General features: G+C 61.3%; 25 protein-coding genes. 16 read left to right on the forward strand and 9 right to left on the reverse strand.

What is annotated here, in order from left to right; translation table 11 throughout:
* Positions 1-273: 273 nt before the first annotated feature.
* Both ACN0SY_RS04165 and msrB read left to right on the forward strand, forming a co-directional pair.
* Entirely contained in the window at positions 274-1245 is a 972-nt protein-coding gene (locus tag ACN0SY_RS04165; RefSeq protein ID WP_417684721.1) for a GGDEF domain-containing protein, read from the forward strand.
* 98 nt (positions 1246-1343) lie between these two features.
* Positions 1344-1748, forward strand: a complete 405-nt coding sequence (msrB, locus tag ACN0SY_RS04170) for a peptide-methionine (R)-S-oxide reductase MsrB (RefSeq protein WP_417684723.1) — start codon at positions 1344-1346, stop codon at positions 1746-1748.
* Positions 1749-1791: 43 nt separating this feature from the next.
* Here msrB and ACN0SY_RS04175 read toward each other — a convergent pair whose 3' ends face one another.
* The gene (locus ACN0SY_RS04175; RefSeq protein WP_417684724.1) at positions 1792-2184 is read right to left on the reverse strand and encodes an MAPEG family protein; all 393 of its coding nucleotides are present in this window, start codon (positions 2182-2184) and stop codon (positions 1792-1794) included.
* Between the two features lie 109 nt (positions 2185-2293).
* On the opposite strand from ACN0SY_RS04175, the gene ACN0SY_RS04180 reads away from it, so the two are divergent.
* Together ACN0SY_RS04180 and ACN0SY_RS04185 are read left to right on the forward strand one after the other, a co-directional pair.
* Entirely contained in the window at positions 2294-3124 is an 831-nt protein-coding gene (locus ACN0SY_RS04180; RefSeq protein WP_417684725.1) for a helix-turn-helix domain-containing protein, read from the forward strand.
* A gap of 128 nt (positions 3125-3252) precedes the next feature.
* On the forward strand, positions 3253-4476 hold the full coding sequence (locus ACN0SY_RS04185) for an MFS transporter (RefSeq protein ID WP_417684727.1): 1224 nt from the start codon (positions 3253-3255) through the stop codon (positions 4474-4476).
* 24 nt (positions 4477-4500) lie between these two features.
* On the opposite strand, the gene ACN0SY_RS04190 is transcribed toward ACN0SY_RS04185, so the two are convergent.
* Positions 4501-4734: a hypothetical protein gene (locus ACN0SY_RS04190; RefSeq protein WP_417684729.1), complete on the reverse strand. Its 234-nt coding sequence runs from the start codon at positions 4732-4734 to the stop codon at positions 4501-4503.
* A 99-nt stretch (positions 4735-4833) separates the two neighbouring features.
* On the opposite strand from ACN0SY_RS04190, the gene ACN0SY_RS04195 reads away from it, so the two are divergent.
* From ACN0SY_RS04195 to ACN0SY_RS04205, 3 genes are all read left to right on the forward strand, one after another.
* Positions 4834-5466, forward strand: coding sequence for a TetR/AcrR family transcriptional regulator (locus ACN0SY_RS04195; RefSeq protein ID WP_417684730.1), 633 nt, complete (start codon positions 4834-4836; stop codon positions 5464-5466).
* Positions 5467-5524: 58 nt separating this feature from the next.
* Positions 5525-7609: a S9 family peptidase gene (locus tag ACN0SY_RS04200; protein WP_417684732.1), complete on the forward strand. Its 2085-nt coding sequence runs from the start codon at positions 5525-5527 to the stop codon at positions 7607-7609.
* A gap of 172 nt (positions 7610-7781) precedes the next feature.
* Positions 7782-8141, forward strand: a complete 360-nt coding sequence (locus tag ACN0SY_RS04205; protein ID WP_417684734.1) for a hypothetical protein — start codon at positions 7782-7784, stop codon at positions 8139-8141.
* Positions 8142-8169: 28 nt separating this feature from the next.
* Here ACN0SY_RS04205 and ACN0SY_RS04210 read toward each other — a convergent pair whose 3' ends face one another.
* Positions 8170-9081 (reverse strand): LysR family transcriptional regulator, encoded by a 912-nt coding sequence (locus ACN0SY_RS04210; protein ID WP_417684736.1) that lies wholly within the window; start codon positions 9079-9081, stop codon positions 8170-8172.
* A gap of 103 nt (positions 9082-9184) precedes the next feature.
* Here ACN0SY_RS04210 and ACN0SY_RS04215 point away from each other — a divergent pair, with 103 nt between their 5' ends.
* From ACN0SY_RS04215 to ACN0SY_RS04225, 3 genes are read left to right on the forward strand one after another with little or no spacing between them, the layout of a single operon-like run.
* A complete protein-coding gene (locus ACN0SY_RS04215; RefSeq protein WP_417684738.1) occupies positions 9185-9499 on the forward strand; it encodes a putative quinol monooxygenase in 315 nt (104 codons plus the stop codon).
* Between the two features lie 9 nt (positions 9500-9508).
* The gene (locus ACN0SY_RS04220) at positions 9509-9724 is read left to right on the forward strand and encodes a DUF2798 domain-containing protein (RefSeq protein ID WP_417684740.1); all 216 of its coding nucleotides are present in this window, start codon (positions 9509-9511) and stop codon (positions 9722-9724) included.
* Between the two features lie 22 nt (positions 9725-9746).
* A complete protein-coding gene (locus ACN0SY_RS04225; protein ID WP_417684742.1) occupies positions 9747-10121 on the forward strand; it encodes a RidA family protein in 375 nt (124 codons plus the stop codon).
* Between the two features lie 43 nt (positions 10122-10164).
* On the opposite strand, the gene ACN0SY_RS04230 is transcribed toward ACN0SY_RS04225, so the two are convergent.
* From ACN0SY_RS04230 to ACN0SY_RS04240, 3 genes are all read right to left on the reverse strand, one after another.
* Positions 10165-11076, reverse strand: a complete 912-nt coding sequence (locus ACN0SY_RS04230; protein WP_417684743.1) for a c-type cytochrome — start codon at positions 11074-11076, stop codon at positions 10165-10167.
* A 17-nt stretch (positions 11077-11093) separates the two neighbouring features.
* Positions 11094-11549: a c-type cytochrome gene (locus ACN0SY_RS04235; protein WP_417684745.1), complete on the reverse strand. Its 456-nt coding sequence runs from the start codon at positions 11547-11549 to the stop codon at positions 11094-11096.
* Positions 11550-11825: 276 nt separating this feature from the next.
* Positions 11826-12425, reverse strand: a complete 600-nt coding sequence (locus ACN0SY_RS04240) for a superoxide dismutase (RefSeq protein WP_417684747.1) — start codon at positions 12423-12425, stop codon at positions 11826-11828.
* 387 nt (positions 12426-12812) lie between these two features.
* On the opposite strand from ACN0SY_RS04240, the gene ACN0SY_RS04245 reads away from it, so the two are divergent.
* Positions 12813-13430 (forward strand): thermonuclease family protein, encoded by a 618-nt coding sequence (locus ACN0SY_RS04245; protein WP_417684748.1) that lies wholly within the window; start codon positions 12813-12815, stop codon positions 13428-13430.
* 43 nt (positions 13431-13473) lie between these two features.
* Here the strand turns inward: ACN0SY_RS04245 and ACN0SY_RS04250 are convergent, their stop codons facing one another.
* Positions 13474-14157 (reverse strand): hypothetical protein, encoded by a 684-nt coding sequence (locus tag ACN0SY_RS04250; protein ID WP_417684750.1) that lies wholly within the window; start codon positions 14155-14157, stop codon positions 13474-13476.
* Between the two features lie 478 nt (positions 14158-14635).
* Between ACN0SY_RS04250 and ACN0SY_RS04255 the strand changes: the two genes are divergently transcribed.
* Complete coding sequence (locus ACN0SY_RS04255; protein WP_417684752.1) at positions 14636-16054, forward strand: YbfB/YjiJ family MFS transporter; 1419 nt, start codon at positions 14636-14638, stop codon at positions 16052-16054.
* A 5-nt stretch (positions 16055-16059) separates the two neighbouring features.
* Here the strand turns inward: ACN0SY_RS04255 and ACN0SY_RS04260 are convergent, their stop codons facing one another.
* Positions 16060-16920 carry a branched-chain amino acid aminotransferase gene (locus ACN0SY_RS04260; RefSeq protein ID WP_417684754.1) on the reverse strand — a complete coding sequence of 287 codons (861 nt, stop codon included), beginning with the start codon at positions 16918-16920 and terminating at the stop codon, positions 16060-16062.
* A 227-nt stretch (positions 16921-17147) separates the two neighbouring features.
* Here ACN0SY_RS04260 and ACN0SY_RS04265 point away from each other — a divergent pair, with 227 nt between their 5' ends.
* From ACN0SY_RS04265 to ACN0SY_RS04280, 4 genes are all read left to right on the forward strand, one after another.
* Positions 17148-18413: a SulP family inorganic anion transporter gene (locus tag ACN0SY_RS04265; RefSeq protein WP_417684755.1), complete on the forward strand. Its 1266-nt coding sequence runs from the start codon at positions 17148-17150 to the stop codon at positions 18411-18413.
* Positions 18414-18494: 81 nt separating this feature from the next.
* Positions 18495-18923, forward strand: a complete 429-nt coding sequence (locus ACN0SY_RS04270) for a VOC family protein (protein WP_417684757.1) — start codon at positions 18495-18497, stop codon at positions 18921-18923.
* A 122-nt stretch (positions 18924-19045) separates the two neighbouring features.
* A complete protein-coding gene (locus ACN0SY_RS04275; RefSeq protein ID WP_417684759.1) occupies positions 19046-19708 on the forward strand; it encodes a haloacid dehalogenase type II in 663 nt (220 codons plus the stop codon).
* Positions 19709-19805: 97 nt separating this feature from the next.
* A complete protein-coding gene (locus ACN0SY_RS04280; protein ID WP_417684760.1) occupies positions 19806-20345 on the forward strand; it encodes a hypothetical protein in 540 nt (179 codons plus the stop codon).
* Positions 20346-20424: 79 nt separating this feature from the next.
* Here the strand turns inward: ACN0SY_RS04280 and ACN0SY_RS04285 are convergent, their stop codons facing one another.
* The gene (locus ACN0SY_RS04285) at positions 20425-21183 is read right to left on the reverse strand and encodes a helix-turn-helix transcriptional regulator (RefSeq protein ID WP_417684762.1); all 759 of its coding nucleotides are present in this window, start codon (positions 21181-21183) and stop codon (positions 20425-20427) included.
* Positions 21184-21258: the final 75 nt, after the last annotated feature.

Genomic DNA, 21258 nt, shown 5'->3' on the forward strand with positions numbered 1-21258 from the left:
GAACAGATAGAGACAGCGGCTTGCCTGTCAGCCAGCCAAGGAGCGGGTACGGGTAATCTTGCTGCAAGGGGGAACCCCGTCATGAAAGGAATGAGTCTGCACGCAATGCTTGTTCACTTTCTCAATGCAATCGGAATTCCCAAAAGCTCCACTTGCACCGTTATGATATAGTGTTGGTTATACGAACCTCACGGATTGCCCTCTACGAAACAGCATTACTTTTTCTTTCCTTTTTCCGACTACGGTTGACCAAAGTCTTTTTCGGGATGTGACATGGCACAACGTCAAAGCTACGAGGATGGGGCGAAACAGTCGCCGGATGTGGACTTCCGCGCCCTGATTGAATGCAGCTCGGATGTCATCCTCCAATTTTCGCGCGAGCTGCAGCTTGTCTATGTTTCTCCCTCGGTCACGGACATGCTGGGCTGGTCGCAGAGCGAGGTCTATGACAACTGGATCGACGTCATTTGCGATGCGGACCGGGAGAAACTGTTCGCATCCGGCAGGAAGCTTGCGAACGGGGTCAGCGGCTCGGATCGTCTCAGCTTCCAGGTTACCCGGAAAGACGGCGCGCTCGTGTGGGTCGAAGGCGCATCCCACGTTTTGCAGAACGGCGACGAGGCAATCCGCGGCATCGTCGTGACCCTGCGCGACATATCGGTACAAAAGGACCTTGAGGAGAAACTCGAGGAACTGGCAAGAACCGACAGCCTGACCGGCCTGGCGAACCGGCGCACCTTCGACGAGATCCTTCAGCGCGAATGGGCAATCGCACGGCGCGAAGGACACCCGCTTTCGCTGATCAAGGCCGATCTCGACCATTTCAAGAAACTGAACGACCAGTATGGCCACCATTCGGGCGATGAATGCCTGCAGGCGATAGGACAACTCCTGAGCACCACCGCAAGGCGCCCGGCGGACGTCGTCGCCCGCTATGGCGGCGAGGAGTTCGCGCTCGTGTTGCCGAACACCCATGCCCAAGGGGCACAGACGCTGGCGGCATATCTGCAAAAGGCAGTCGAGGACCTGAACATCCCGAACGAGGGAAATCCTGACCACGGCGCACGTGTAACGGCCTCTTTCGGGGTTGCGACCATCCGCTGGCCGAGCGACCGGACGGCGATCGACTACGACAGGAATCACTCCGACCTGCTGAAAGCCGCCGACTCGGCGCTGTATGCCGCGAAGTCCTCCGGCCGCAACACCTGTTGCAGCACATTGCTCCAGATCAGCACGACCGCGTGATCTCGACCGGACCGCTCAACGCCAAGTGACTTGCCGGACCGGCTCCGGGCTTCTATCTGCTGGGAAGACAATCTCGGCAACGAACCGGAGGAACCCCCATGAGCGCCAGCGGCGACAAGGTGCACAAGAGCCTGAGCGAATGGCATGACCAGCTGACCACCGAACAGTTCTACGTCACGCGGCAGAGCGGGACCGAGCGACCGTTCACCGGCCCCTACTGGAACAGTTTCGAGCACGGCCGCTACGATTGCGTGTGCTGCGGGCAGCCACTGTTTCTTTCCGACACGAAGTTCGATGCAGGGTGCGGCTGGCCGAGTTTTTTCAAGGCCGCCACCCCCGATGCGATCACCGAGATCGAGGACCGGTCCCACGGCATGGTACGCACGGAAATCCGCTGCTCCAAATGTGATGCCCATCTGGGCCATGTCTTCCCGGACGGCCCGCCGCCGACCGGCCTGCGCTACTGCCTGAACGGCCACGCAATGACCTTCACCGCCGAATAGCCGGCGGTGAATAGCGCGCCCTCGCCTTTGACCTGTGAACGGTTCATCCGGCTGCGGTGAGCACCAGCCACATGCAATAGAGGTTCGAGGCGAGACCCAGGGCGAAGAACGGCGAGCGGGCCCATGGCAAGCCGGTCAGGTAGATCCCGACAAAGGCGAGCCTTGCCCAGAAGAAGACCTGCACACTCATCGCCGCTGCTTCCAGATCAACGCCCTCGACCAGATAGGCGAGGACGGAGGGGACGATGAAGAAGGGAAGGTTTTCCTTCATGTTCACGAGCGCGCGTTCCGCCCGGCCCGCAATACGCCCGCGGTCCGGCAGCGTGTCGCGCGACCCGAAGGCGGTTGCAACGCCAATCGCCGGCAACATCGCCAGGGCCGACAGATAAATCTGTAGGAGATAGAGAAGCAGCACGGCGCTGATCCAGAACAGCATTAGGGTTTCCTCCTTCATTCGTGATTTGCACGTGGATGCCCCGAACCCTAGCCTTGCGCGGGTTTCAGGCAATTCCCTCGCAGGGAATGCAATGCGGGGGAGAAACGGCATGACCATCGTGTCTGGCGGCTTCGGCCAAGTCCTGAAGGCCTTGCGGCGCGAACGGGGCCTCAGCCAGGCGGATCTCGCCGACCGGCTCGAGTCGACACAGCGCCACATCTCCTTTCTGGAAACGGGACGCACACAGCCCAGCCGCTTCATGCTGCAACGGATCGAACGATCGCTCGCCCTACCGGTCGCAAAGCGCCTCGTTCTCTACGAGGCGGCCGGTTTCACCAGCCCCTACAGACGGCGGGAGGAAGCCTCTGCGGAAGTGGAGGCAGCGCTTGACCTGATCGAGCGGCAGCTGCTTCGCCATTGGCCGTTTCCCGCTTATGTGCTCAACAAGCGCTGGACGGTGCTGCGCGCCAACACGGCGGGCACGACCTTCCTGTCTGCCATTGCGCCCGACCAGCCCCACCCGGCCAATCTCTTCGAGGTGTTTCTCGATCCGGACTTCCGGCACCGAATTCTCAATTGGGAGCAGACCGCTCCGATCTTCGCAGCCCGGCTGTTCCGGGCGGCCGCGGATGACCCGGATCTGGCAGACCTTCTGGATCAGGCAACCCAGGCGGGCCTGCTTGCCGGATTGCCCGAACACCTTCCCGACGAAATCCCGATCTTCGTTCCGATGCACTTCGAGGGACCTGACGGATCGCGCCTCCAGATGACCTCGATGCTCGGTCAGCTCGCCTCCGTTCAGGATGCGGTTATCGAGGGAATGACGATCGAGCTGGTGGTTCCAATGGACACGGCAACCGAAGCCTGCCTGACAGCGACCCTGGCACAGGCCCCGGAACAGGCCCCTAAACAGGCCGTGGCACTCAGCGCTGCCGAATAGGACCGCACGCATCATGGCGGCGGAAGGAAGCACCCATTCCAACCCTTGATCGGTCGGATCAGCAAGTTTGCTTGGACCGATGACATCGCCGCTGTTAGGTGTGGATCTGTAGCCCCCGGATTCCCGCCATGTCGCCGTCCCGTTCCACCGAAATCATCGACGGTCCCTACGCCTGGTTCCGTCTCGCGATATCGATCCTGCTGTCCACCCTCGGCGGGGCGGGCATGTGGGCGGTCGTGGTGGTGCTGCCGGCGGTTCAGGCGGACTATGGTGTCGACCGGTCGGATGCCTCCATCCCCTACACGCTGACCATGCTGGGCTTTGCCGCGGGCAACGTCCTGATCGGCCGCTGGGTCGACCGTTCGGGCATCTTCAGACCGGTGATCGGATCTGCGCTGGCCCTTGGAGCGGGATTTTCGCTTGCGGCTCTTTCCGCCGACATCCGGACATTCTCGCTGGCGCAGGGGTTTCTCGTCGGCATCGGCACAGCGGCCACCTTCGGGCCGCTGCTTGCCGACCTGTCCCACTTCTTCGAAAAGCGGCGCGGGATTGCCGTGGCGGCCGCGGCCTGCGGCAACTATCTTGCCGGAGTGCTCTGGCCGTCGTTCATCCAGTGGAGTTTCACCTTCACCGACTGGCGCAGCACCTATTTCATGATCGCCGCAATCTGCGTCGCGACAATGGTGCCGCTGAGTTTCTTCCTGAGGCGTCCGCCGCCGATCCGATCGGACCCAGCCCACGGCGCGTCAGCTTCCTTCGGGCTGCGCCAAGCGAATATGTCGCCGCGCGCCTTGCAGGGACTTCTTGTGCTTGCAGGACTCGGCTGCTGCGTCGCGATGTCGATGCCGCAGGTTCACATCGTCGCCTATTGCGTCGATCTGGGCTATGGCGTCGCGCGCGGCGCGGACATGCTTGCGATCATGCTCGGCGCCGGGATTTTCAGCCGCCTTGCCTCGGGACTGCTCGCCGACAGGATCGGCGGGGTGAAGACGCTGCTTGTCGGCTCCGTCGGCCAGTGCCTTGCCCTGTTCCTCTACCTGCCGTTCGACGGGCTTGCCTCGCTCTATCTCGTCTCGCTGATCTTCGGCCTGGCGCAGGGCGGCATCGTGCCCTCCTACGCGGTGATCGTACGCGAATACCTGCCTGCCCGCGAAGCCGGACAGCGGGTCGGCTTCGTCATCATGGCAACGGTTCTGGGGATGGCGCTCGGCGGCTGGATGTCCGGCTGGATCTATGACCTGACAGGCTCTTATGAAGCCGCCTTCGTCAACGGCATCGCCTGGAACTTCCTCAACATCGGCGTGATGGTGCTGATCATGATGCGAGGGCGTGAACGGGCAGCGGCAGCTTGAACTGCCCCCACCCGCACCAAGCGATCAGGCGGCGATAAAGACAAATCGGCCGAAGAACCGGTAAATGACCGGAATGACCATCCAGACCATTGCGACAACAATGATCGGGCACAGGATGGCAGTCCGCTGCCAAACCTCGAATCCGGCGGTCAGCGGCGTCAGAATGTAAAGAACCACGGTCACGAGCGGATAAACGCCAAGGAGCACAAGAGCGGCAAAGCGGAGGCGGGAGAGCCTGGGAGAAGAGGAGGCAGACATGTTCATACCTTTTTGGATCAAATTAATGAAACGGATCGTTTCGTTTAATTAATATGTATCCCTTTCGAACTCGTCAAGTCCCATGATACGTTCCCCTCCATGACCGAAGATTTCCGCCCGCAAGCCGACGCGCCGAGTAAGACGCGCACAAGGCCCCAACGCCGCTCGATCGGTGCACAGCGCAATCCAAGCAGCGCCAGGGCCATCCTCGACGCCGCCGCCGAAATCCTGCGCGAGGACGGCTATCGAGGGTTCTCCATCGAGAAAGTCGCCAAACGTGCCCGCGCCGGGAAGCCGACAGTCTACCGTTGGTGGCCAAGCAAGGCTGCACTGCTGCTGGAGGTCTATCTCTCCCAAAAGGCGGTCGACTACCCGGACACCGGCAACCTTGAGCAGGACATCGTCCAGTTCATACAGGATGTCTTTCGGGTCTGGCGGGAGACCAGAACCGGTGAGATCTTCCGCTCGATGATCGCCGAAGCCCAATCGGATCCGGACGCCAGCAAGGTGCTGGCCGGATACGCAGAAGACCGGCGAAAGACCTTCGGGGCCTTGATCAAGCGGGCCCAGGAACGCGGCGAAGCAGATCCCGATCTAAGCCCTGAAACCGTCGCCGACTGGGTTGCTTCGTGGCTCTGGTCGCACTTGCTGACCAATCGCCTGGACGACACGGAAGAGCAGACCCGCCATGCCGTGCGCGTTCTGATACGCGGGATCTTGAGGCCGGAATAACAGCTCATATTGCTCCCCCCTTGCCTCCTGCCCGCAAAAATCCTACCTCGGTCAGATGATGACAAAACCATTGCCCCCGCGCGCCGAAGCGCGCCCCATCACCCTTGAGACCCATGGCATCACGCGTCAGGACGATTATGCCTGGCTGAGAGCCGAGAACTGGCAGGACGTCATGCGCGATGGCCGCGCCTCGCTTGCCAACGACATCGAGGCCTACCTTGACGCGGAAAACGCCTACCAGGAAGCCATAATGGCGCCGACCAGGGAGCTTCAGGAAAAGCTCTTCGCCGAGATGCGTGGGCGGATCAAGGAAGACGACAGCTCGGTACCCTCCCCCGACGGGCCTTACGCCTATGGCATCAAATATGTGACCGGCGGCCAGCATCCGAAGTACCTGCGCACCAAGCGCGACGGCTCGGATGAGGAGATCATCCTGGACGGCGACAAGGAAGCCGAGGGCAAGGCCTATTTCAAGTTCGGCGGCGCCAGCCATTCGGACGACCACAAGCTGCTGGCCTGGGCCTATGACGACAAGGGCTCGGAGTTCTACAGCCTGCAGATCCGCGATCTGGAGACCGGAAAGGACACGGAGACCGTCATCGAGGACACGGCTGGCGGCGGCATCTTTTCCGCCGACGGCAAGTACCTCTTCTATGTCCGTCTCGACCCGAACCACCGGCCGTCCAAGCTGTTCCGCCACGAGATCGGCACGGACCCCGCGAAGGACGTTCTGGTCTATGAGGAAGAGGACGCGGGCTTTTTCATGGGCGTCGGCCGGACCCAGTCGGGCGACACCATCGTGATCGACATCCACGACCACGAGACGTCCGAAGTGCGCGTGATCCCGGCGCATTCGCCGCTCGATCCGCCGCAGCTGATTGCCGCCCGCGACACGGGCGTCGAATATTCCATCGAGGACAATGGCGACACCTATTACATCCTGACCAACCTTGGCGATGCGGAAGACTTCAAGATCGTAACCGCGCCAAAGGCTACGCCGGGCCGGGAATTCTGGTCCGACCTCGTGCCGCACAAGCCGGGCCGCCTGATCCTCAGCCATGAAGTCTTCAAGACCTTCATGGTGCGGCTCGAGCGGGAAAACAGCCTGCCGCGCATCGTCATCCGGCGTCTGGCGGATAACGTCGAGCACGAGATTTCCTTTGACGAGGAGGCCTATTCGCTCGGCCTCTCCGGAGGCTACGAGTTCGACACCACGGAAATCCGCTTCTCCTATTCGTCCATGACGACGCCGAGCCGGGTCTACGACTACAACGTGGAAACCCGTGAGCGCGTTCTGCGCAAGGAGCAGGAAGTCCCCTCCGGCCACGATCCGGAGCACTATGTCACCCGCCGTCTGCTCGCCAAGGCGGAAGACGGCGAAATGGTGCCGGTGTCCCTGCTCTATCACAAGGACACGCCGCTCGACGGTTCGGCGCCCTGCCTTCTCTATGGCTACGGCTCCTACGGCATTTCGATCCCGGCCAGCTTCAACACCAACGCCCTGTCGCTGGTGGATCGCGGCTTCGTCTATGCCATTGCCCATATCCGTGGCGGCAAGGACAAGGGCTTCGCCTGGTACAAGAAGGGCCGCCGGGAGCAGAAGAAGAACACCTTCACCGACTTCATCGCAGCAGCCCGTCATCTCGACGCCGAGAACTTCACATCTCACGACCGCATCGTGGCGCAGGGTGGCTCGGCCGGTGGCATGCTGATGGGCGCGGTCTCCAACATGGCACCGGACGCCTTTGCCGGCATCATTGCCGAGGTGCCCTTCGTCGACGTGCTTGCAACGATGATGGACGCAACCCTGCCGCTGACCCCGCCGGAATGGCCGGAATGGGGCAACCCCATCGAGGACAGCGAAGCATACAACTACATCGCAAGCTACTCGCCTTACGACAATGTGGAGGCCAAGGCCTATCCGGCGATCTTCGCGGTGGCAGGCCTGACCGATCCGCGAGTGACCTATTGGGAGCCGGCCAAGTGGGTTGCCAAGCTGCGCGCCACCAAGACCTGCGACAACCTCCTCATGCTGAAAACCAACATGGAGGCGGGTCATGGCGGTGCTTCCGGACGCTTCGATCGTCTGAAGGAAGTCGCCTTGGTGCAGGCCTTCGCCCTGAAGGTTGCGGGCAAGGCATAACCCGGCTTGTCTTTTCTGCTGCAAACGAACCCGCGCCCATTGGCGCGGGTTTTTTTGTCGCCTTTGATGCAGCCCCTTGGCAAGACGGCCGAACAGAGCTAGGCCTTGGGACGACCTTAAGGCATTTTGACATGAGCGCGTCGCAGGACGAGCCGTATTTCGGAGACCGACCATGGATTCGAGCACGATCAGCAAGTCCGGCCTCGCGAGGCTCGCTTTTGCAGGCGCCGCCCTGTTGACCCTGACCGCCTGCCAGATCCAGACGCCTGCCGACCTTCTGCTGGCACCGACCTATGACAGCCGGTACGTCCCCGAAACCTACGGAACGAAGTACGCATGCAAGGCCTACCGGGCATCTGGCAAGACGTCCGGATGGCGCGGGATCGTCGGCGGCAAGAAGTATGACTTCGACAAGACGTTGAACGTTTCGCGCGAAGGCTGCTTCGAGACCCAGGCCGAATGCCGGGCGTTCCTGACCTACATGTCGGGCTATGTCGACTTCCCGATCTACAGCCGCTGCCAGCCGATCTGACGTCCCGGACCATTCCGGACCGGCCGCGTCATGCCCTGCCCGGTATGGCTCCCTGCAGGATCGGCTCGCCGGCGACAAACCGTTGCGCGAAATCCCTCAGACATTTCGCGCGGGCATTCAAAAGGCGGCCTGACGGCCAGACCGCATAAAAGATGCGCTCCTGCCCGCGCCAGTTCCTCAACACGCGATGAAGCGCTCCCGAGCGCAGGTCATCGGCCACCTCGCTGACGGGAAGCAGAGAGACCCCGTGCCCGTCCCTCGCCAGCTGGCGGGCCATGCCGATGTCGTCGACGAAAACGGACGGCTGCGGCCGCAGGACCGCTTTGGCACCCGTTTCCTGTTCGCTCATCGTCCAGACCGGCAAGGCGGTTGCCGCGATTGTGCGCAAGGTCTCGAGATCGGCGAGAGACTCCGGAACACCCGCTTCGTCGAGGTAGCCGGGAGCTGCAACAAGGACGGTCGCGACAGTGCCGAGACGCATCTGTGTCAGGCTTGAATCGGGCTGTGGGCCGACCCTCAGCGCGATATCGACCTGACCGTCCAGAATATCCTTGGTCTCGTTGCTAAGCCGAAGGTCCAGCCTGATCTGCGGATAGATGCGCAGGAATTGCGACCACATGGGCTGGAGGATGCCGACCGAGGCGTTGGTGGGCGCAAGCACCGTGAGACGGCCGCCAAGCTGATGCACTTCTTCAGACAGGCTTCGGCTGGTGTCTTCGAATTGGGCAACAAGATCGGCATAGGCGGCATAATACGCCTCTCCCTCGGCCGTCAGGCTGAACTTGCGGGCAGAACGGTGGATCAGGCGGCTTCCGAGGTTCTGCTCGAGTTTCTGCAGACGGCGGGTAACGGTCGCCGGTGGCAGGTTCGTCTTCTCGGCCGCAGCCGACAGCCCCTGGGCACGGACAATCTGAACGAAGAGGCAGATATCGTCGAGCATGATTCCATTTTCGCAATTTTATTATGCGATATACATTATATATTTCAATTTCAGAAATTCATAGCTTCGTCCTCGTTCAAATTGATCTAACGAGGAACAACCAATGGCTAAACTATGGGTCAGCGCGGGCATTGAACTCGCCGAGGGCGCGGATCTTGCGGCAACCGAGGCAGCGCTCGCACGCCTTGCAGAAGAGACCGAACGCAAGGAATCCGGCTGTCTGAAATTCGAAGTGCGCCAGAACCGTGACGAACCGCACAGGTTCGTGCTCTGGGAGTGCTGGGTCGATGACAGCGCCCTGAGCCTGCACTTCGAGATGCCGCACACACAGGCCTATCTTGCCGGCAACCACACCAAGCTGCGTTACATCGAAAAACTTCAGCCCGTCACCGCCCCGGCGGATGCGGAACCTGCCTGAGGTCCGGCAATGAAATACCGGATCGTGTTCTCGGGCCTGATGGCCTTCGTGCTGTCGTTTCTCATGTCCGGCTGGGTCACATGGGTCAATCTCGGCCTCAGTCCGGACTTTCCGGGCCAGTGGCTCGCAGCCTTCCGACTTGCCTGGCCTGCGGCTGCGCTGATCGCCTTTCTGCTCGGCCCCACCATCCAGGGCCTGTCGGCCGCCATCACCAAACGTCTGTAATTGTCACTCACGGAGAAGCTTCATGGCTCCAACACGCATAAACCTTCCCGAACTGGGCCTGCCGGTTGGTCCCTACTCCCACGCGGTGCGCCACGGCGACACGCTCTACACGTCGGGCTTCACGGCCTTCGGCACACCCGCGCAAGGCAGGGACGCAGGCGCGCAGGCAATGGCCATCTTCGATCAGCTCGAAACCATCGCGAAAAGCCAGTCGTCCTCGATGGAAAACCTCGTCAAGGTCACGGTCTTCATCACCGGACCGGAGGTAATCGGCGGCCTGCGTGAGGCGGTCTCCAGGCGCTATGGCGCTCACGTTCCGGCCAGCTCCATGGTGATCGTCAAGGGGTTGTTCTCGCCGGACCTGGCCCTTGAGGTCGAGGCCATCTTCGCGCTTTGACGCAGCGGTGCTGCCCGGTCGCCGGCCGGTCGGCCGGGCACACCTATCGCGGCAGCGCCTTCAGGTAGGTGGCGATTGCTTCCCGGTGCGTTGCGGACAATCTGGCCATGTTCTCCTGGACCGGAACCATCTCGCCGCCGACGCTGTCGTATTCCGGCGTGAAACCACTTTCCAGGTAATAGGCTATGTCGGCAAGGGACCAGCCACCAACGTCGGACGCCGCATCAAGGCCGGGGACTTTGCCCTCCCCCGTCGCTGCGGGTGCACCGGCAAGCCACCGGCTCTTGTCGAGCCCGCCCAGCGCATCGCGCGGGGTGTGGCACTCGCTGCAATGGCCCGGTCCTTCGACCAGATAACGGCCAAGCTGCCAGACCTCCGGATCAACATCCGGTCCGCTGGCGGGAGCCGCGACGACCGGATCGGCGCTGAAGTTCAGGAGCTTCCAGACACCGAGGCCGTGGCGGATGTTGAACGGAAAGCCGAGTTCATGCCCCGGCGCCTTGCCGGCGACTTCCGGAACGGTCTGCAGGAACGCGAAGAGATCGCTCACGTCCTCGGGCTTCATCCGCGCATAGGAGGTATAGGGAAAGGCCGGGTAGTAGTGGCTTCCCTCCGGCGACACGCCTGTCAGCATGGCATTGGCGAAATCCGCCTTCGACCAGCCGCCGATGCCATCATCCCGGTGGCTGGAAATATTGGGCGCGACAAACGTTCCGAACGGCGTTTCAAGCTTTAGTCCGCCGGACAGGCGCAGCTTGTCCTCGCCCTTGGCGCCCGGAGCTGCATGACATGAGGCGCAGCCTCCGGCCCAGAACATGACCTCTCCGCGCTCCGCATCGCCCTCCGGCAGAGCGGTGATTGCCGCATCCGACAGGGGGCGCGGCGCGGTCACGAACCAGCCTGCAGCCGCTCCGGCAAATACCAGGACGCCAAGAGTGGCTGCAAGCTTGTTCACGTCTCTCTTCCCTTTTTCTATTTCTTCACGCGGAAGGCTTCATGGCAGGACTTGCAGTTGCCCATGATCGGGCCAGCCACCGCCTTGAAGGCATCAAGGTCGGCAGGGCCATCCTTGCCCGATGCCGCCATGGCCGCGCCGGTCGCTTCCGCGAACTTCGCAAGCGCAGCCTCGAAACCGGCCGCGTCCGACCAGATCGCCGGCGCAGCGGTCGTGTCTCCCGCATCGGAACCTTCCGGGAAGAAGGCGCCGAAAGAGTGAGCCGCTGCGTTCATGGACGCGATCACAGCCTTTCCAGCCGCCGGCGAATAGGCGATCTCACCCTTCATCATGCCACCGGCGAGGCCTGCGGAAGCCCCTACGGACTGCATGATAGCCTTGCGATGCTCGATGGGGCCACCGGCCGCGATGACGGACGTCGCTGCCAGACCGGCAGCACCGGCCAGTACAAGCGTCAGAACCTGTTTGCGCATTTGTCTCTCCTCTCACTGTCGCCTCAAAAAGCCGACGTTTCAATTGAGACCGATCAGAGAGGTGATTGAAAATCACGGCAGCGTGATGTGCCAAGTGGATCAGTTGACGTACCGTCAATACTCATTGAACAGTGTCTCGTGATTTGTACTGCTCCCGTGCCTTCGGTTGCAATCAGCGCGCAGGCGTTCCGGCCCTGAGTTTCCGGACGCAGGAAAGCAAGAACCCCGGGCCTTCCGGACCGGGGTTCTGCAGCAGATCAGCCGTGAAGCGCGCTATCAGGAAGCGGCTTCGTAGAGCTCCAGGACGTAGTCCCAGTTGATCATGTTGTCGACAAAGGCTTCCAGGTACTTCGGACGCGCGTTGCGATAGTCGATGTAGTAGGAGTGTTCCCAGACGTCGCAGCCGAGGAGCGGCGTTGCGCCGTGGACGAGCGGGTTTTCGCCGTTCGGGGTCTTCATGATCTCCAGCTTGCCATCCTTGAGGGCGAGCCATGCCCAACCGGAGCCGAACTGGGTTGCGCCGGCGTTCAGGAAGTCGGCGCGAAACTTGTCATAGCCGCCCAGGTCGCTGTCGATCTTGGAAGCAAGTGCGCCCGGCAGCTTGTTGCCGCCGCCGTCCTTCTTCATCCACTTCCAGAAATGGACGTGGTTGTAGTGCTGGGCAGCGTTGTTGAAGAGGCCTGCGTTCTTGCCGAAGCTTTCCTTTACGACTTCTTCCAGCGTCTTGCCTTCAAGGCCGCTGTCCTTCAGCAGGTTGTTGCCGTTGGTGACATAGGCCTGATGGTGCTTGTCGTGGTGGTACTCGAGAGTCTCGGCCGACATGTACGGGGCCAGGGCATCATAGGCGTAGGGCAGTTCGGGCAATTCGAAAGACATGGCAAACTCCTTTGGGTCCATTGACCGGCGGTGATCCCGGACACGATAGGTCCTTTTGACGATCTTCCGCTTCGACGCGCAATTTAGGAGCCTCTGCTCCGGACGGCAATGTCCCACGGCCAAAATAAAAAAATATTTTTGTTGTTTTTTTCCGGAACGAATTTCCGGCCGCCGCGTTGGTCGCGTCACACACTCTTCCTGCAAACGTCCATCCACAGACAATGCCGCGAGCGCGCCGGCTTGCGGGGCGACATGGCTTGTCCCCCAAAGGACGGGCCTCCACGCTTGATGGCACCCTGAAGCCCGATTCGAGCCCGTTGCATGCAAAGACGTATTACGCCTTTCAGGCGCAGCCTTTGTGCTGCCGCCGCCTTGATAGCCGTCCATATGGCTTTACCGACCGAACTGGCCGCCGAGGGCAAGGCTGTCCGCGTGATCGACGGTGACACAATCGAGCTGCGCGGAGAAAAAATCCGGCTCGACGGCATCGATGCGCCCGAGCTGGCCCAGACCTGCCTGACGTCCTCAGGCCGGAAATGGCCTTGCGGCAAGGCGGCCCGCGATTATCTCAAACGTCTTGCAGCCACTGGCAAGGTCATCTGCGAGGGCAACGAGACGGACGCCTACGACCGCCGGATCGCAACCTGCCGCGCAGGCGGGCAGAACCTCAACGCGGAGATGATCCGTTCCGGCCACGCCCTTGCCTTCCGCCGCTACTCCACCGCCTATGTCATGGAAGAACAGGCCGCCCGCCTTGCCGGCAAGGGGCTATGGGCCGGTCTTTTCGAGATGCCATGGGACTACCGGGCGCAGAAGTGGCAGGTGGCGGCGCAGAGCGGCCCGGAGAACTGCCCGATCAAGGGCAACATCACCGGCCGCGGCAAGATCTATCACACGCCCTGGTCACCGCACTATGAGCGCACCCGCATCGATGAGAACGCCGGCGAACGCTGGTTCTGCTCGGAGGCCGAGGCCCTGGCTGCCGGTTGGCGCGCGGCGCGGTAATCGTAGATCGAGATATACGTCGGAGAAAAATCATTCCGTGATGCTATTGCATCCCAAACACAGCCGAAAAGTCGCTTATGAAACCAGAAAGCTCACTCTCGACACAGCTTCTGTAAAGAGGGTCCGTGCCGCAGGCACGAGACGCCAGAGCGTAAATCAGTGCATACATGAGATAATATTGAGTACTTTCAGGGGTTGTACTCAAACTCAGCCCGAAGGACTTTCCAACCCCCACGACAGAACAATTCACCTTCACATGAAACGGAGTTGAACCATCAATAATCGTTATTGAGGAAGCAATATATCCTGAATTATTGACATACAAATATGTCCCACACCCCGACGCCCAAGTATCCGAGGATTGCAATTCGGTTACCACCTCATCCGAGAGGCCGAATGATCGTACTTTCTCCCCGTCCAAAACACCATTTGCAACAAGGCCTTCCGATTCAAGAATTATGAGGTTGGCCAATCCTCCAGCGGAGACATTACTTTCATGAAAAGTAGTTATTATATTAAAATACGACTTTATATAGTTACCCAACTTACGATCTTCGATTTCAAATCGTATTGAAATATCTTCGGATCGTTTGAAGAACTCACTTCTCGCGGAGGCATAATCGGTAGCAATAAACAATAACATGGCACTATATACAGCAATAAGCTTACGCATCAGAATAGAACACCCCATTTCCAGTACAAAGCACTTACCTCCAACCGTCGTCATTCCGCGTTTCCGGAAGATGCGGTTGGCCTCGGCAGCGTTTTCACTTTTTGTGACGTAGCGCAGAATCTGTCTCTAAAACCCTAGCAACATTGGGCAATTCAGCAAGCAACCGGAGCACCCGCGAAACGCGAAGAGGGGCGGACGCGTTGCAGGGCTTTTGACGTTTCAGCGTCCCAGACAGGCAAACCCGGAAGCGGATTGCAACCCCAAGCCATTGTCATCCCGGACGAAGGCAAAGCCTGAGAGCCGGGATCGGTGAGCCAAGGTGTTTGAGTAGACCTGACTGGAGCCGAGACTCTCCCGGCGCCCCGGTCCCGGGTCGCGCTTCCCTTGCCCGGGATGGCGAACGAAAGACAAGCGCCGGTTCCATCCATCTGCGGGTTTCCCGGGAGAAACCAGGAAATCCTGCCGAGGACTCGCAATCCGGTTCCGCAAAGCCGTCACCTGTGGCAGACATGGGGTTCCGATCTCTTCCGAGATGCAGCAGGACCCCGCCTTGCCGACCGATCGCTCTTGCCCACCCTTGTCCCTTGCCGTTGGAGGCGCCCTTGCTCTTGCCGCGGCGATGGGGATCGGCCGCTTCGTCTATACGCCGATCCTGCCCGCCATGGCCGGAGCGCTGTCGCTACCGGCATCCGAGGCGGGGCTGATCGCCTCGGCCAATTTCCTCGGCTACCTGGTCGGCGCGCTTGCGGCCTCCGCCGGCGGCCTGCCCGGCAGCCAGAGAAGCTGGTTTCTGGGCGCCCTTACCTTCAGCGCCGCGACCACCTTCGCCATGGGACTGACCGATAGTCTGCCCCTGTTTCTGGTCCTGCGCTTCCTTGGCGGCGCGGCGAGCGCCTTCACGCTGGTCTTTGCCTCCGCCCTTGTGCTGGAGCGGCTGACGGCTAGTGGGCGGTCCGGGCTCTCCGCCCTGCATTTTGCCGGTGTCGGCAGCGGCATTGCCGGATCGGCCATCCTGATTGCGGTTCTGAGCTCCCGCGGCGCTTCCTGGCAGAGCCTCTGGTTCGCCTCTGCCGGGGCCACCGTCGCCCTGTTGGCCGGGGCGGCCCTCCTGATCCCGGGCAAGTCCGGCAAGGAGACAGCGCAGCCAGCCCAGAAGCCGGTGAAACCGGCCGCTTCCCGCGGTACGCCGGTCAATGTTCCCCTTCTCCGCCTGATCCTCGCCTATGGCCTTTTCGGCTTCGGCTACGTGGTGACTGCAACCTTCATCTCGGTCATCGCCAAGTCGGATCCGGCCTTGAGCGGTCTCGCCCAATGGGTCTGGCTGATCGTCGGACTGACAGCCGCTCCCTCGGTCTACCTGTGGAACCGGGTCGCGGTGCGCATTGGCACCTCGGCCGCCTTCTCTCTTGCCTGCATCGTGGAAGCGGCGGGCGTTGCCATGAGCGTCAGCGGCGGGCTCTGGCCCCTCGTTGCCGGGGCAGCGCTCCTTGGCGCCACCTTTATGGGCATCACGGCCCTGGGGCTGACAGAGGCGCGCGCGCTGACGAGAGGCGATCCGCGGCGCATGCTTGCGGTGATGACCGCGAGCTTCGGCCTCGGACAGATGATCGGCCCATGGCTCGCCGGAATTCTCCACGACCGGACAGGCGACTTTGCCGCTGCGTCATATGCTGCGGCGGCGGCCCTCGTATTTGCCGCATTCCTGGGCTATCAAGGACGGAAGACAGTCGCTATCGCCGAAGGAAAAACAGTGTCGGAAGACAACAAGGACAAGGTCGAGAGCTGGCCGCAACTGCGCGAGCAGCTGCTGGCGGAAGGCAAGGGTGAGCTGGTCGAGGCAATCGACACGCTGATCCGCGACAGCCGCCGCGTCGAGGCCGCCGAGGTCTTGCGCCAGCTGGCGAGCGAGCCGGGCCTGACGAAAGGCCCGGACACAAGCACGGTCCACTGACGGCGCTAGCCCTTGTGGGAGTAATCCCAGTAGAGTTCGCGGGCCTTTGCGGCAATCGGACCGGGCTGGATGTCGCGGGTCTCGATGCGGTTCACCGGGACGACCTTGTTGTAGTTCCCGGTCGAGAAGATCTCATCGGCATTCAGGAAATCGGAATAGCCGAGGGTGCGTTCGTGCACCTTGTAACCGGCATTTCGCAGCAGCGCGATGACCCGCTGGCGGGTGATCCCGTTCAGGAAGGTGCCGTTGGGCACCGGAGTATGGACCTCGCCATCCTTGGCCATGAAAAGATTGGCCGAGGTCAGCTCCGCCACGTTGCCGAGCATGTCGCATACAACGGCATTGTCGAAGCCGCGGCCCTTGGCCTCCAGCATCGCGCGGGCGTTGTTCGGGTATAGGCAGCCGGCCTTGGCGTTGACCGGCATGCATTCCATGGTCGGGCGCCGGAACGGCGAGAGGGTTATCGAGTTGGCAGCCCCCTTCGCCGCCATCGGCGCGTCGAACAGGCACATGCAGAAGCGAGTGCTGTCCGGATCGCCGGCAATCACGCCCGGACCGTCGCCTTCCGCCCAGTACATCGGCTTGATGTAGAGCTGCTTGTCGGATGAGAACTTGGCCGCCCCTTCTGTGCAAAGCTCCATCATTTCGCCCACCTGCATGGTCGGCTTCAAGCCCAGCGCAACTGCGGAATCATTGACACGCTGGCAGTGAAGGTCGAGGTCCGGCATGACGCCTTCGAAAAAACGCGCACCGTCGAAAACGCTGGAACCGAGCCAGGCAGCATGCGAGCGCGGCCCCATCATCGGCGGATTTCCCTCGTGCCATGTACCGTCGATCCAGGTCCAGGTCTCGCTCCAGCCGCTCATCGTTTTCTTTTCCTCGCCAGTGATTTGCTGACCGGAGGAAACGCCCTGAGCCCCCGCGCGTCAACACCTGTTCTCGGTTCGACTGAAGTTCGGTCGAAAAATTCCTCCTGCGACTGACCGGTGGAAATCTCTACGCCATATCCCGCTCATTCGTGGAAAAACCTATGCGACAGCACTGCGCAAGATCTTGCTCGTCGGCGCGGGCAAAGACATGGTAACAATTTCCAATGCGCCAGCCCAAGTTGCTCACCACGCTGAAAACCTATTCGACGCAACTGTTTCTCGCCGACCTTCAGGCCGGGGCAACGGTCGCGATGGTGGCCATTCCCCTGAGCCTTGCCATTGCCATCGCCTCCGGGGCCGATCCGGCAACCGGGTTGTTCACTGCCATCGTCGGCGGCTTTTTCATATCCTTGCTCGGCGGCAGCAGGGTACAGATCGGCGGTCCGACCGGTGCCTTCATCGTGGTCGTCTACGGCGTGATCGCCGAGCATGGCTTTGACGGCCTGGTTCTCGCCACCCTGATGGCCGGCGTTCTCCTGGTCATCGGCGGCTACTTCCGGGCGGGAAGCCTGATCGCCTTCGTTCCCGAAGCCGTCGTCAACGGCTTCACCATCGGCATCGGCATCATCATCGGCACCAGCCAGCTGAAGGATTTCCTCGGGCTTTCCGCAGAACGTGTTCCCGCCGAGCTGATCGAAAAGCTCGGGGTTCTCTGGGAAGCAAGGGATACGCTCAACCCGGCCGCCCTTTGCATCGCGCTTGCGACAATGGTGCTGATCATCTCCCTGCGCCGACTTGCCCCGCGCTTCCCCGGGCTGATCGTTGCCGTCGCCGCCGGATCTGCCCTCGTGGCCATGTTCGCTCTGCCGGTCGATACGGTCGGCTCTCGTTTCGGCACCTTGCCCAGCGCCCTTCCCGTCCCCTCGCTCCCGGACATTTCCTGGCCCCGCATGGTGGAACTCTTTCCCTCTGCCCTCGTGATCGCCTTCCTTGCCGGGGTCGAGTCGTTGCTCTCCGCCATGGTGGCGGACCGGATGATCCAGGGGCATCACCGGCCCAACGCGGAACTGACCGCGCAGGGAGTTGCCAACATGGCCTGCGCCCTGTTCGGTGGCCTCCCTGCCACCGGTGCGATTGCGCGCACGGCGACCAATATTCGCGCCGGAGGTCAGACACCGGTCGCCGGGGTCGTTCATGCCCTGGTGATCCTTGCCGTGCTCATGCTGGCAGCGCCCCTTGCCAGCTACCTCGCCATGCCGGCCCTGGCTGCGCTCCTCGTCCTGACGGCCTGGAACATGAGCGAGCCGCACAAATGGCGCGAATATGCCAGTGCGCCCATGGAAGACCGGATGCTGCTGCTTCTGACCCTTGTGCTGACGGTCCTTGTCGACCTGACCGTCGCCATCGGGGTTGGCGTTTCCATCGGACTGGCCTTGCGGCTGCGACAGAAAAAGACCGCGGGAAGCGACTGGACGCCGCCGGAGCGATGATCCTGAACTGCAGACTTGCAGCTGAGGCGTTCTGCGGGCACTCTCCGAGAACAAAACAGGATCATAACTTGGGAGCACAGCGTGGAACAGCGCATCACCATGACGACGCTCGCCGTCGCCGACCTTGCCGAAACCCGCCGTTTCTTCGAGGAGGGACTTGGCGGGAGGCCCGCAGTGGGCGGCAACGAACACGTTGCCTTCTACCAGTTGCCCGGTGCAATTCTCGGGCTCTACGACCGGGCCCATCTGGAAAAGGATCTGGGGCGCTCCCTTCCGAAAGAAACCCTCGGCGGCATGACACTGGCCTGGAACGGGCGCAGCGAAGCCGATGTGGACGAAGTCTACGAACAGGCCGTCAAGGCAGGCGCAGGTCCTCTGACGCGGCCGGAAAAGGTCTTTTGGGGCGGCTACTCTGGCTATCTGGAGATCCCGGGCGGGCATCTGCTTGAGGTGGCCTACAATCCGTTCTGGACGCTCAAGGACGACGGCACGGTGGAACTGCCGTCCTGATCGCTGAGCTTGTGTACACAATTGCCTGATTGCGACCATTGTGCAACGCATCACAGCTTGACGGCGCCGATCCGGCGCTGTCATCTGCTTGCCATGTAAATTCTACCAAGCGGAGACTTCCGATGGCTTACGCCGCTTATGTGTTTGACGCTTATGGCACCTTGTTCGACGTGCACGCGGCGGTACGCAAGCACAGCGAGAAACTCGGTCCCGATGCCAATGAATTCTCCATGGTCTGGCGGCAGAAACAGCTGGAATACTCCTGGGTCCGTGCGCTCATGCATCGGTACAAGGACTTCTGGGAGCTGACAGAGCAGGCGCTCGATACCGCTTATGCGCTCTACCCTTCCGCCGACAAGGCGCTGCGCGACGACCTTCTCAACGCCTACTGGACGCTGGACTGCTATCCGGAAGTGCCCGAGGTCCTGACGCGCCTGAAGTCGACCGGGGCAAAACTGGCCATCCTGTCGAACGGGTCGCCAGCGATGCTGGAAGCGGCGATCAAGGGTGCAGGTCTGACAGACGTCTTTGACGAGGTGTTCTCGGTCGACGACCTGAAGACCTACAAGACGGACGAACGGGTCTACGAGCTGGTCACAACACATTTCCGGATCTATCCGGAGGCCGTGTCCTTCCAGTCGTCCAACCGCTGGGACATTGCCGGTGCGACCGCCTTCGGGTTCCGCACGGTCTGGATGAACCGCGCCGGACTGCCCGACGAATATCCGGATCTGGCACCCGCTGCCGTCCTCAACGACCTGACCGGCCTTCAGGCACTCGGCTAAACGGCCGCCGGGCAGGATTGCGCAAGGTCAATTACGGCGCTGCGCAAATCGGCAACTGTTCCTGAAGATGGGGTGTCCCGTCTTCAGGAGCCTTGCCATGCCGTTCCGCCACACCGGACCCATACGTACGCTGACGACATTCCTGTCCAAGGTCTTCGTATCTCTGATACTGCTTGGACTGTCGGAGCTGCCTGCATCAGCCCAGGGTCCGGATCCGCATCAGATCTACGAGCGCAAATGCGCAGGCTGCCATGAAGCCCACGCGGGCGATTTCGTCCATGACAACGTGACAACCGGGGATGGGAAGGTCATCGGCCGCAGATCCGGGCGCCCGGTTGCCGCGTTCCTGGCACGGGGTCACGGCAAGTTGGCACCGCCGGAGCGGGCCGTGCTGATCGAACACCTTGAGCAGATCGCCAGGTCGGGGGCCCTGTTTCACGACAAGTGTCTTGTCTGCCATGATCGTGCGGTCGTTTTCGCACGGTCCCGTCTGATTGGGCGCCAGGGCAAACTCGTCGGGCGCTACAGTGGCCGCGACGTGCGCGCATTCCTGAGCAATCATGGCCGGGTGACGGCTGAGGAAGCCGACACGCTGACAGCCATACTGGCGTACCAGTTACGAGGCAGCCAGTTCTGAGCAGAACGGAACCGGCCCCTTGAATGAAGTCTTCGGTTCAACGCCCTGCCAAAGTGGCCTTCGGCCCTTCCCCCGGTTGTCAGAACACGACTGAACGCTGCAGGGGAACGAGATTGAGCCGCATGGCCCTGGTCGTCGCCATCAGGCGGTTGGTGACCCCGAGCTTCTTGAAAATATTGGACCAGTGGAAGCGAACGGCTGCCTCCGAGATCTTCAACCGATCCGAGATGTCGACATCCGTCTGCCCCTCGACAGCCCAGCACAGGACTTCGCGTTCCCGGCCTGTCAGGATCGGGATGGCCTCGGCCTTGTGAAAACTCAGGAACCGCTCCTGAAAGATACTGGCCAACAGGTTGAGTTCCGCCAGATCGCTATAGTTCTTGTCCTTGATCGGCTCGGAGCTGGACAGTCCGATACCTGATATTTCGCCGGAACGGCTGATGAACGGAATACCAATCCCGTCGGCCAACCCGGCATCGGCAGCCAGGTTCATCATCGTCAGAACGTTCTCGCCCACATCCGGAGATACGGCTTTGTCGGCAATCATGTGCCGGGTTGCTTCATCCCAGTAGAACGGAGCCCACTTCCGGGTCAGGTAATAGACGACCGGATCAATGTCGAAATACCCCTGCTCTCCGTAGAACTTCATCCAGTCCTCGGGGTAGTTCGTGGTGAAGCCGTGCATCGCCGCATGGTCGATGGAAGGATGATCGGTGATCAGCGTGAAACAGGCATTGTCGTACCCGTAGGTCTGGACAGCCGCGTAGAAAAGTTCAAAGGCCTCTTTACCGGACTGTGACCGCTGTATCGCTTCGAAATGTGTGCCGAGATCGCTCATTCAGCCCCCACCTATCGAATTTGATAGCTATCTTGTCACAACCTACGATGTTAACAAAGAGGTGTATTCGCCGAT

The sequence above is a fragment of the Roseibium sp. genome, assembly GCF_048261595.1.
Lineage (GTDB): Bacteria > Pseudomonadota > Alphaproteobacteria > Rhizobiales > Stappiaceae > Roseibium.

What these genes read in the sequence shown, in the direction of transcription:
- ACN0SY_RS04240 (WP_417684747.1), bottom strand. Translation starts at nt 12,425, where the DNA reads ATGTCTTTCGAATTGCCCGAACTGCCCTACGCCTATGATGCCCTGGCC.
- ACN0SY_RS04200 (WP_417684732.1), top strand. Translation starts at nt 5,525, where the DNA reads ATGACAAAACCATTGCCCCCGCGCGCCGAAGCGCGCCCCATCACCCTT.
- ACN0SY_RS04280 (WP_417684760.1), top strand. Translation starts at nt 19,806, where the DNA reads ATGCCGTTCCGCCACACCGGACCCATACGTACGCTGACGACATTCCTG.
- ACN0SY_RS04250 (WP_417684750.1), bottom strand. Translation starts at nt 14,157, where the DNA reads ATGACGACGGTTGGAGGTAAGTGCTTTGTACTGGAAATGGGGTGTTCT.
- ACN0SY_RS04255 (WP_417684752.1), top strand. Translation starts at nt 14,636, where the DNA reads ATGCAGCAGGACCCCGCCTTGCCGACCGATCGCTCTTGCCCACCCTTG.
- ACN0SY_RS04220 (WP_417684740.1), top strand. Translation starts at nt 9,509, where the DNA reads ATGAAATACCGGATCGTGTTCTCGGGCCTGATGGCCTTCGTGCTGTCG.
- ACN0SY_RS04190 (WP_417684729.1), bottom strand. Translation starts at nt 4,734, where the DNA reads ATGTCTGCCTCCTCTTCTCCCAGGCTCTCCCGCCTCCGCTTTGCCGCT.
- ACN0SY_RS04265 (WP_417684755.1), top strand. Translation starts at nt 17,148, where the DNA reads ATGCGCCAGCCCAAGTTGCTCACCACGCTGAAAACCTATTCGACGCAA.
- ACN0SY_RS04245 (WP_417684748.1), top strand. Translation starts at nt 12,813, where the DNA reads ATGGCTTTACCGACCGAACTGGCCGCCGAGGGCAAGGCTGTCCGCGTG.
- ACN0SY_RS04285 (WP_417684762.1), bottom strand. Translation starts at nt 21,183, where the DNA reads ATGAGCGATCTCGGCACACATTTCGAAGCGATACAGCGGTCACAGTCC.
- ACN0SY_RS04215 (WP_417684738.1), top strand. Translation starts at nt 9,185, where the DNA reads ATGGCTAAACTATGGGTCAGCGCGGGCATTGAACTCGCCGAGGGCGCG.
- ACN0SY_RS04180 (WP_417684725.1), top strand. Translation starts at nt 2,294, where the DNA reads ATGACCATCGTGTCTGGCGGCTTCGGCCAAGTCCTGAAGGCCTTGCGG.
- ACN0SY_RS04235 (WP_417684745.1), bottom strand. Translation starts at nt 11,549, where the DNA reads ATGCGCAAACAGGTTCTGACGCTTGTACTGGCCGGTGCTGCCGGTCTG.
- ACN0SY_RS04185 (WP_417684727.1), top strand. Translation starts at nt 3,253, where the DNA reads ATGTCGCCGTCCCGTTCCACCGAAATCATCGACGGTCCCTACGCCTGG.
- ACN0SY_RS04175 (WP_417684724.1), bottom strand. Translation starts at nt 2,184, where the DNA reads ATGCTGTTCTGGATCAGCGCCGTGCTGCTTCTCTATCTCCTACAGATT.
- ACN0SY_RS04225 (WP_417684742.1), top strand. Translation starts at nt 9,747, where the DNA reads ATGGCTCCAACACGCATAAACCTTCCCGAACTGGGCCTGCCGGTTGGT.
- ACN0SY_RS04210 (WP_417684736.1), bottom strand. Translation starts at nt 9,081, where the DNA reads ATGCTCGACGATATCTGCCTCTTCGTTCAGATTGTCCGTGCCCAGGGG.
- msrB (WP_417684723.1), top strand. Translation starts at nt 1,344, where the DNA reads ATGAGCGCCAGCGGCGACAAGGTGCACAAGAGCCTGAGCGAATGGCAT.
- ACN0SY_RS04260 (WP_417684754.1), bottom strand. Translation starts at nt 16,920, where the DNA reads ATGAGCGGCTGGAGCGAGACCTGGACCTGGATCGACGGTACATGGCAC.
- ACN0SY_RS04195 (WP_417684730.1), top strand. Translation starts at nt 4,834, where the DNA reads ATGACCGAAGATTTCCGCCCGCAAGCCGACGCGCCGAGTAAGACGCGC.
- ACN0SY_RS04205 (WP_417684734.1), top strand. Translation starts at nt 7,782, where the DNA reads ATGGATTCGAGCACGATCAGCAAGTCCGGCCTCGCGAGGCTCGCTTTT.
- ACN0SY_RS04165 (WP_417684721.1), top strand. Translation starts at nt 274, where the DNA reads ATGGCACAACGTCAAAGCTACGAGGATGGGGCGAAACAGTCGCCGGAT.
- ACN0SY_RS04275 (WP_417684759.1), top strand. Translation starts at nt 19,046, where the DNA reads ATGGCTTACGCCGCTTATGTGTTTGACGCTTATGGCACCTTGTTCGAC.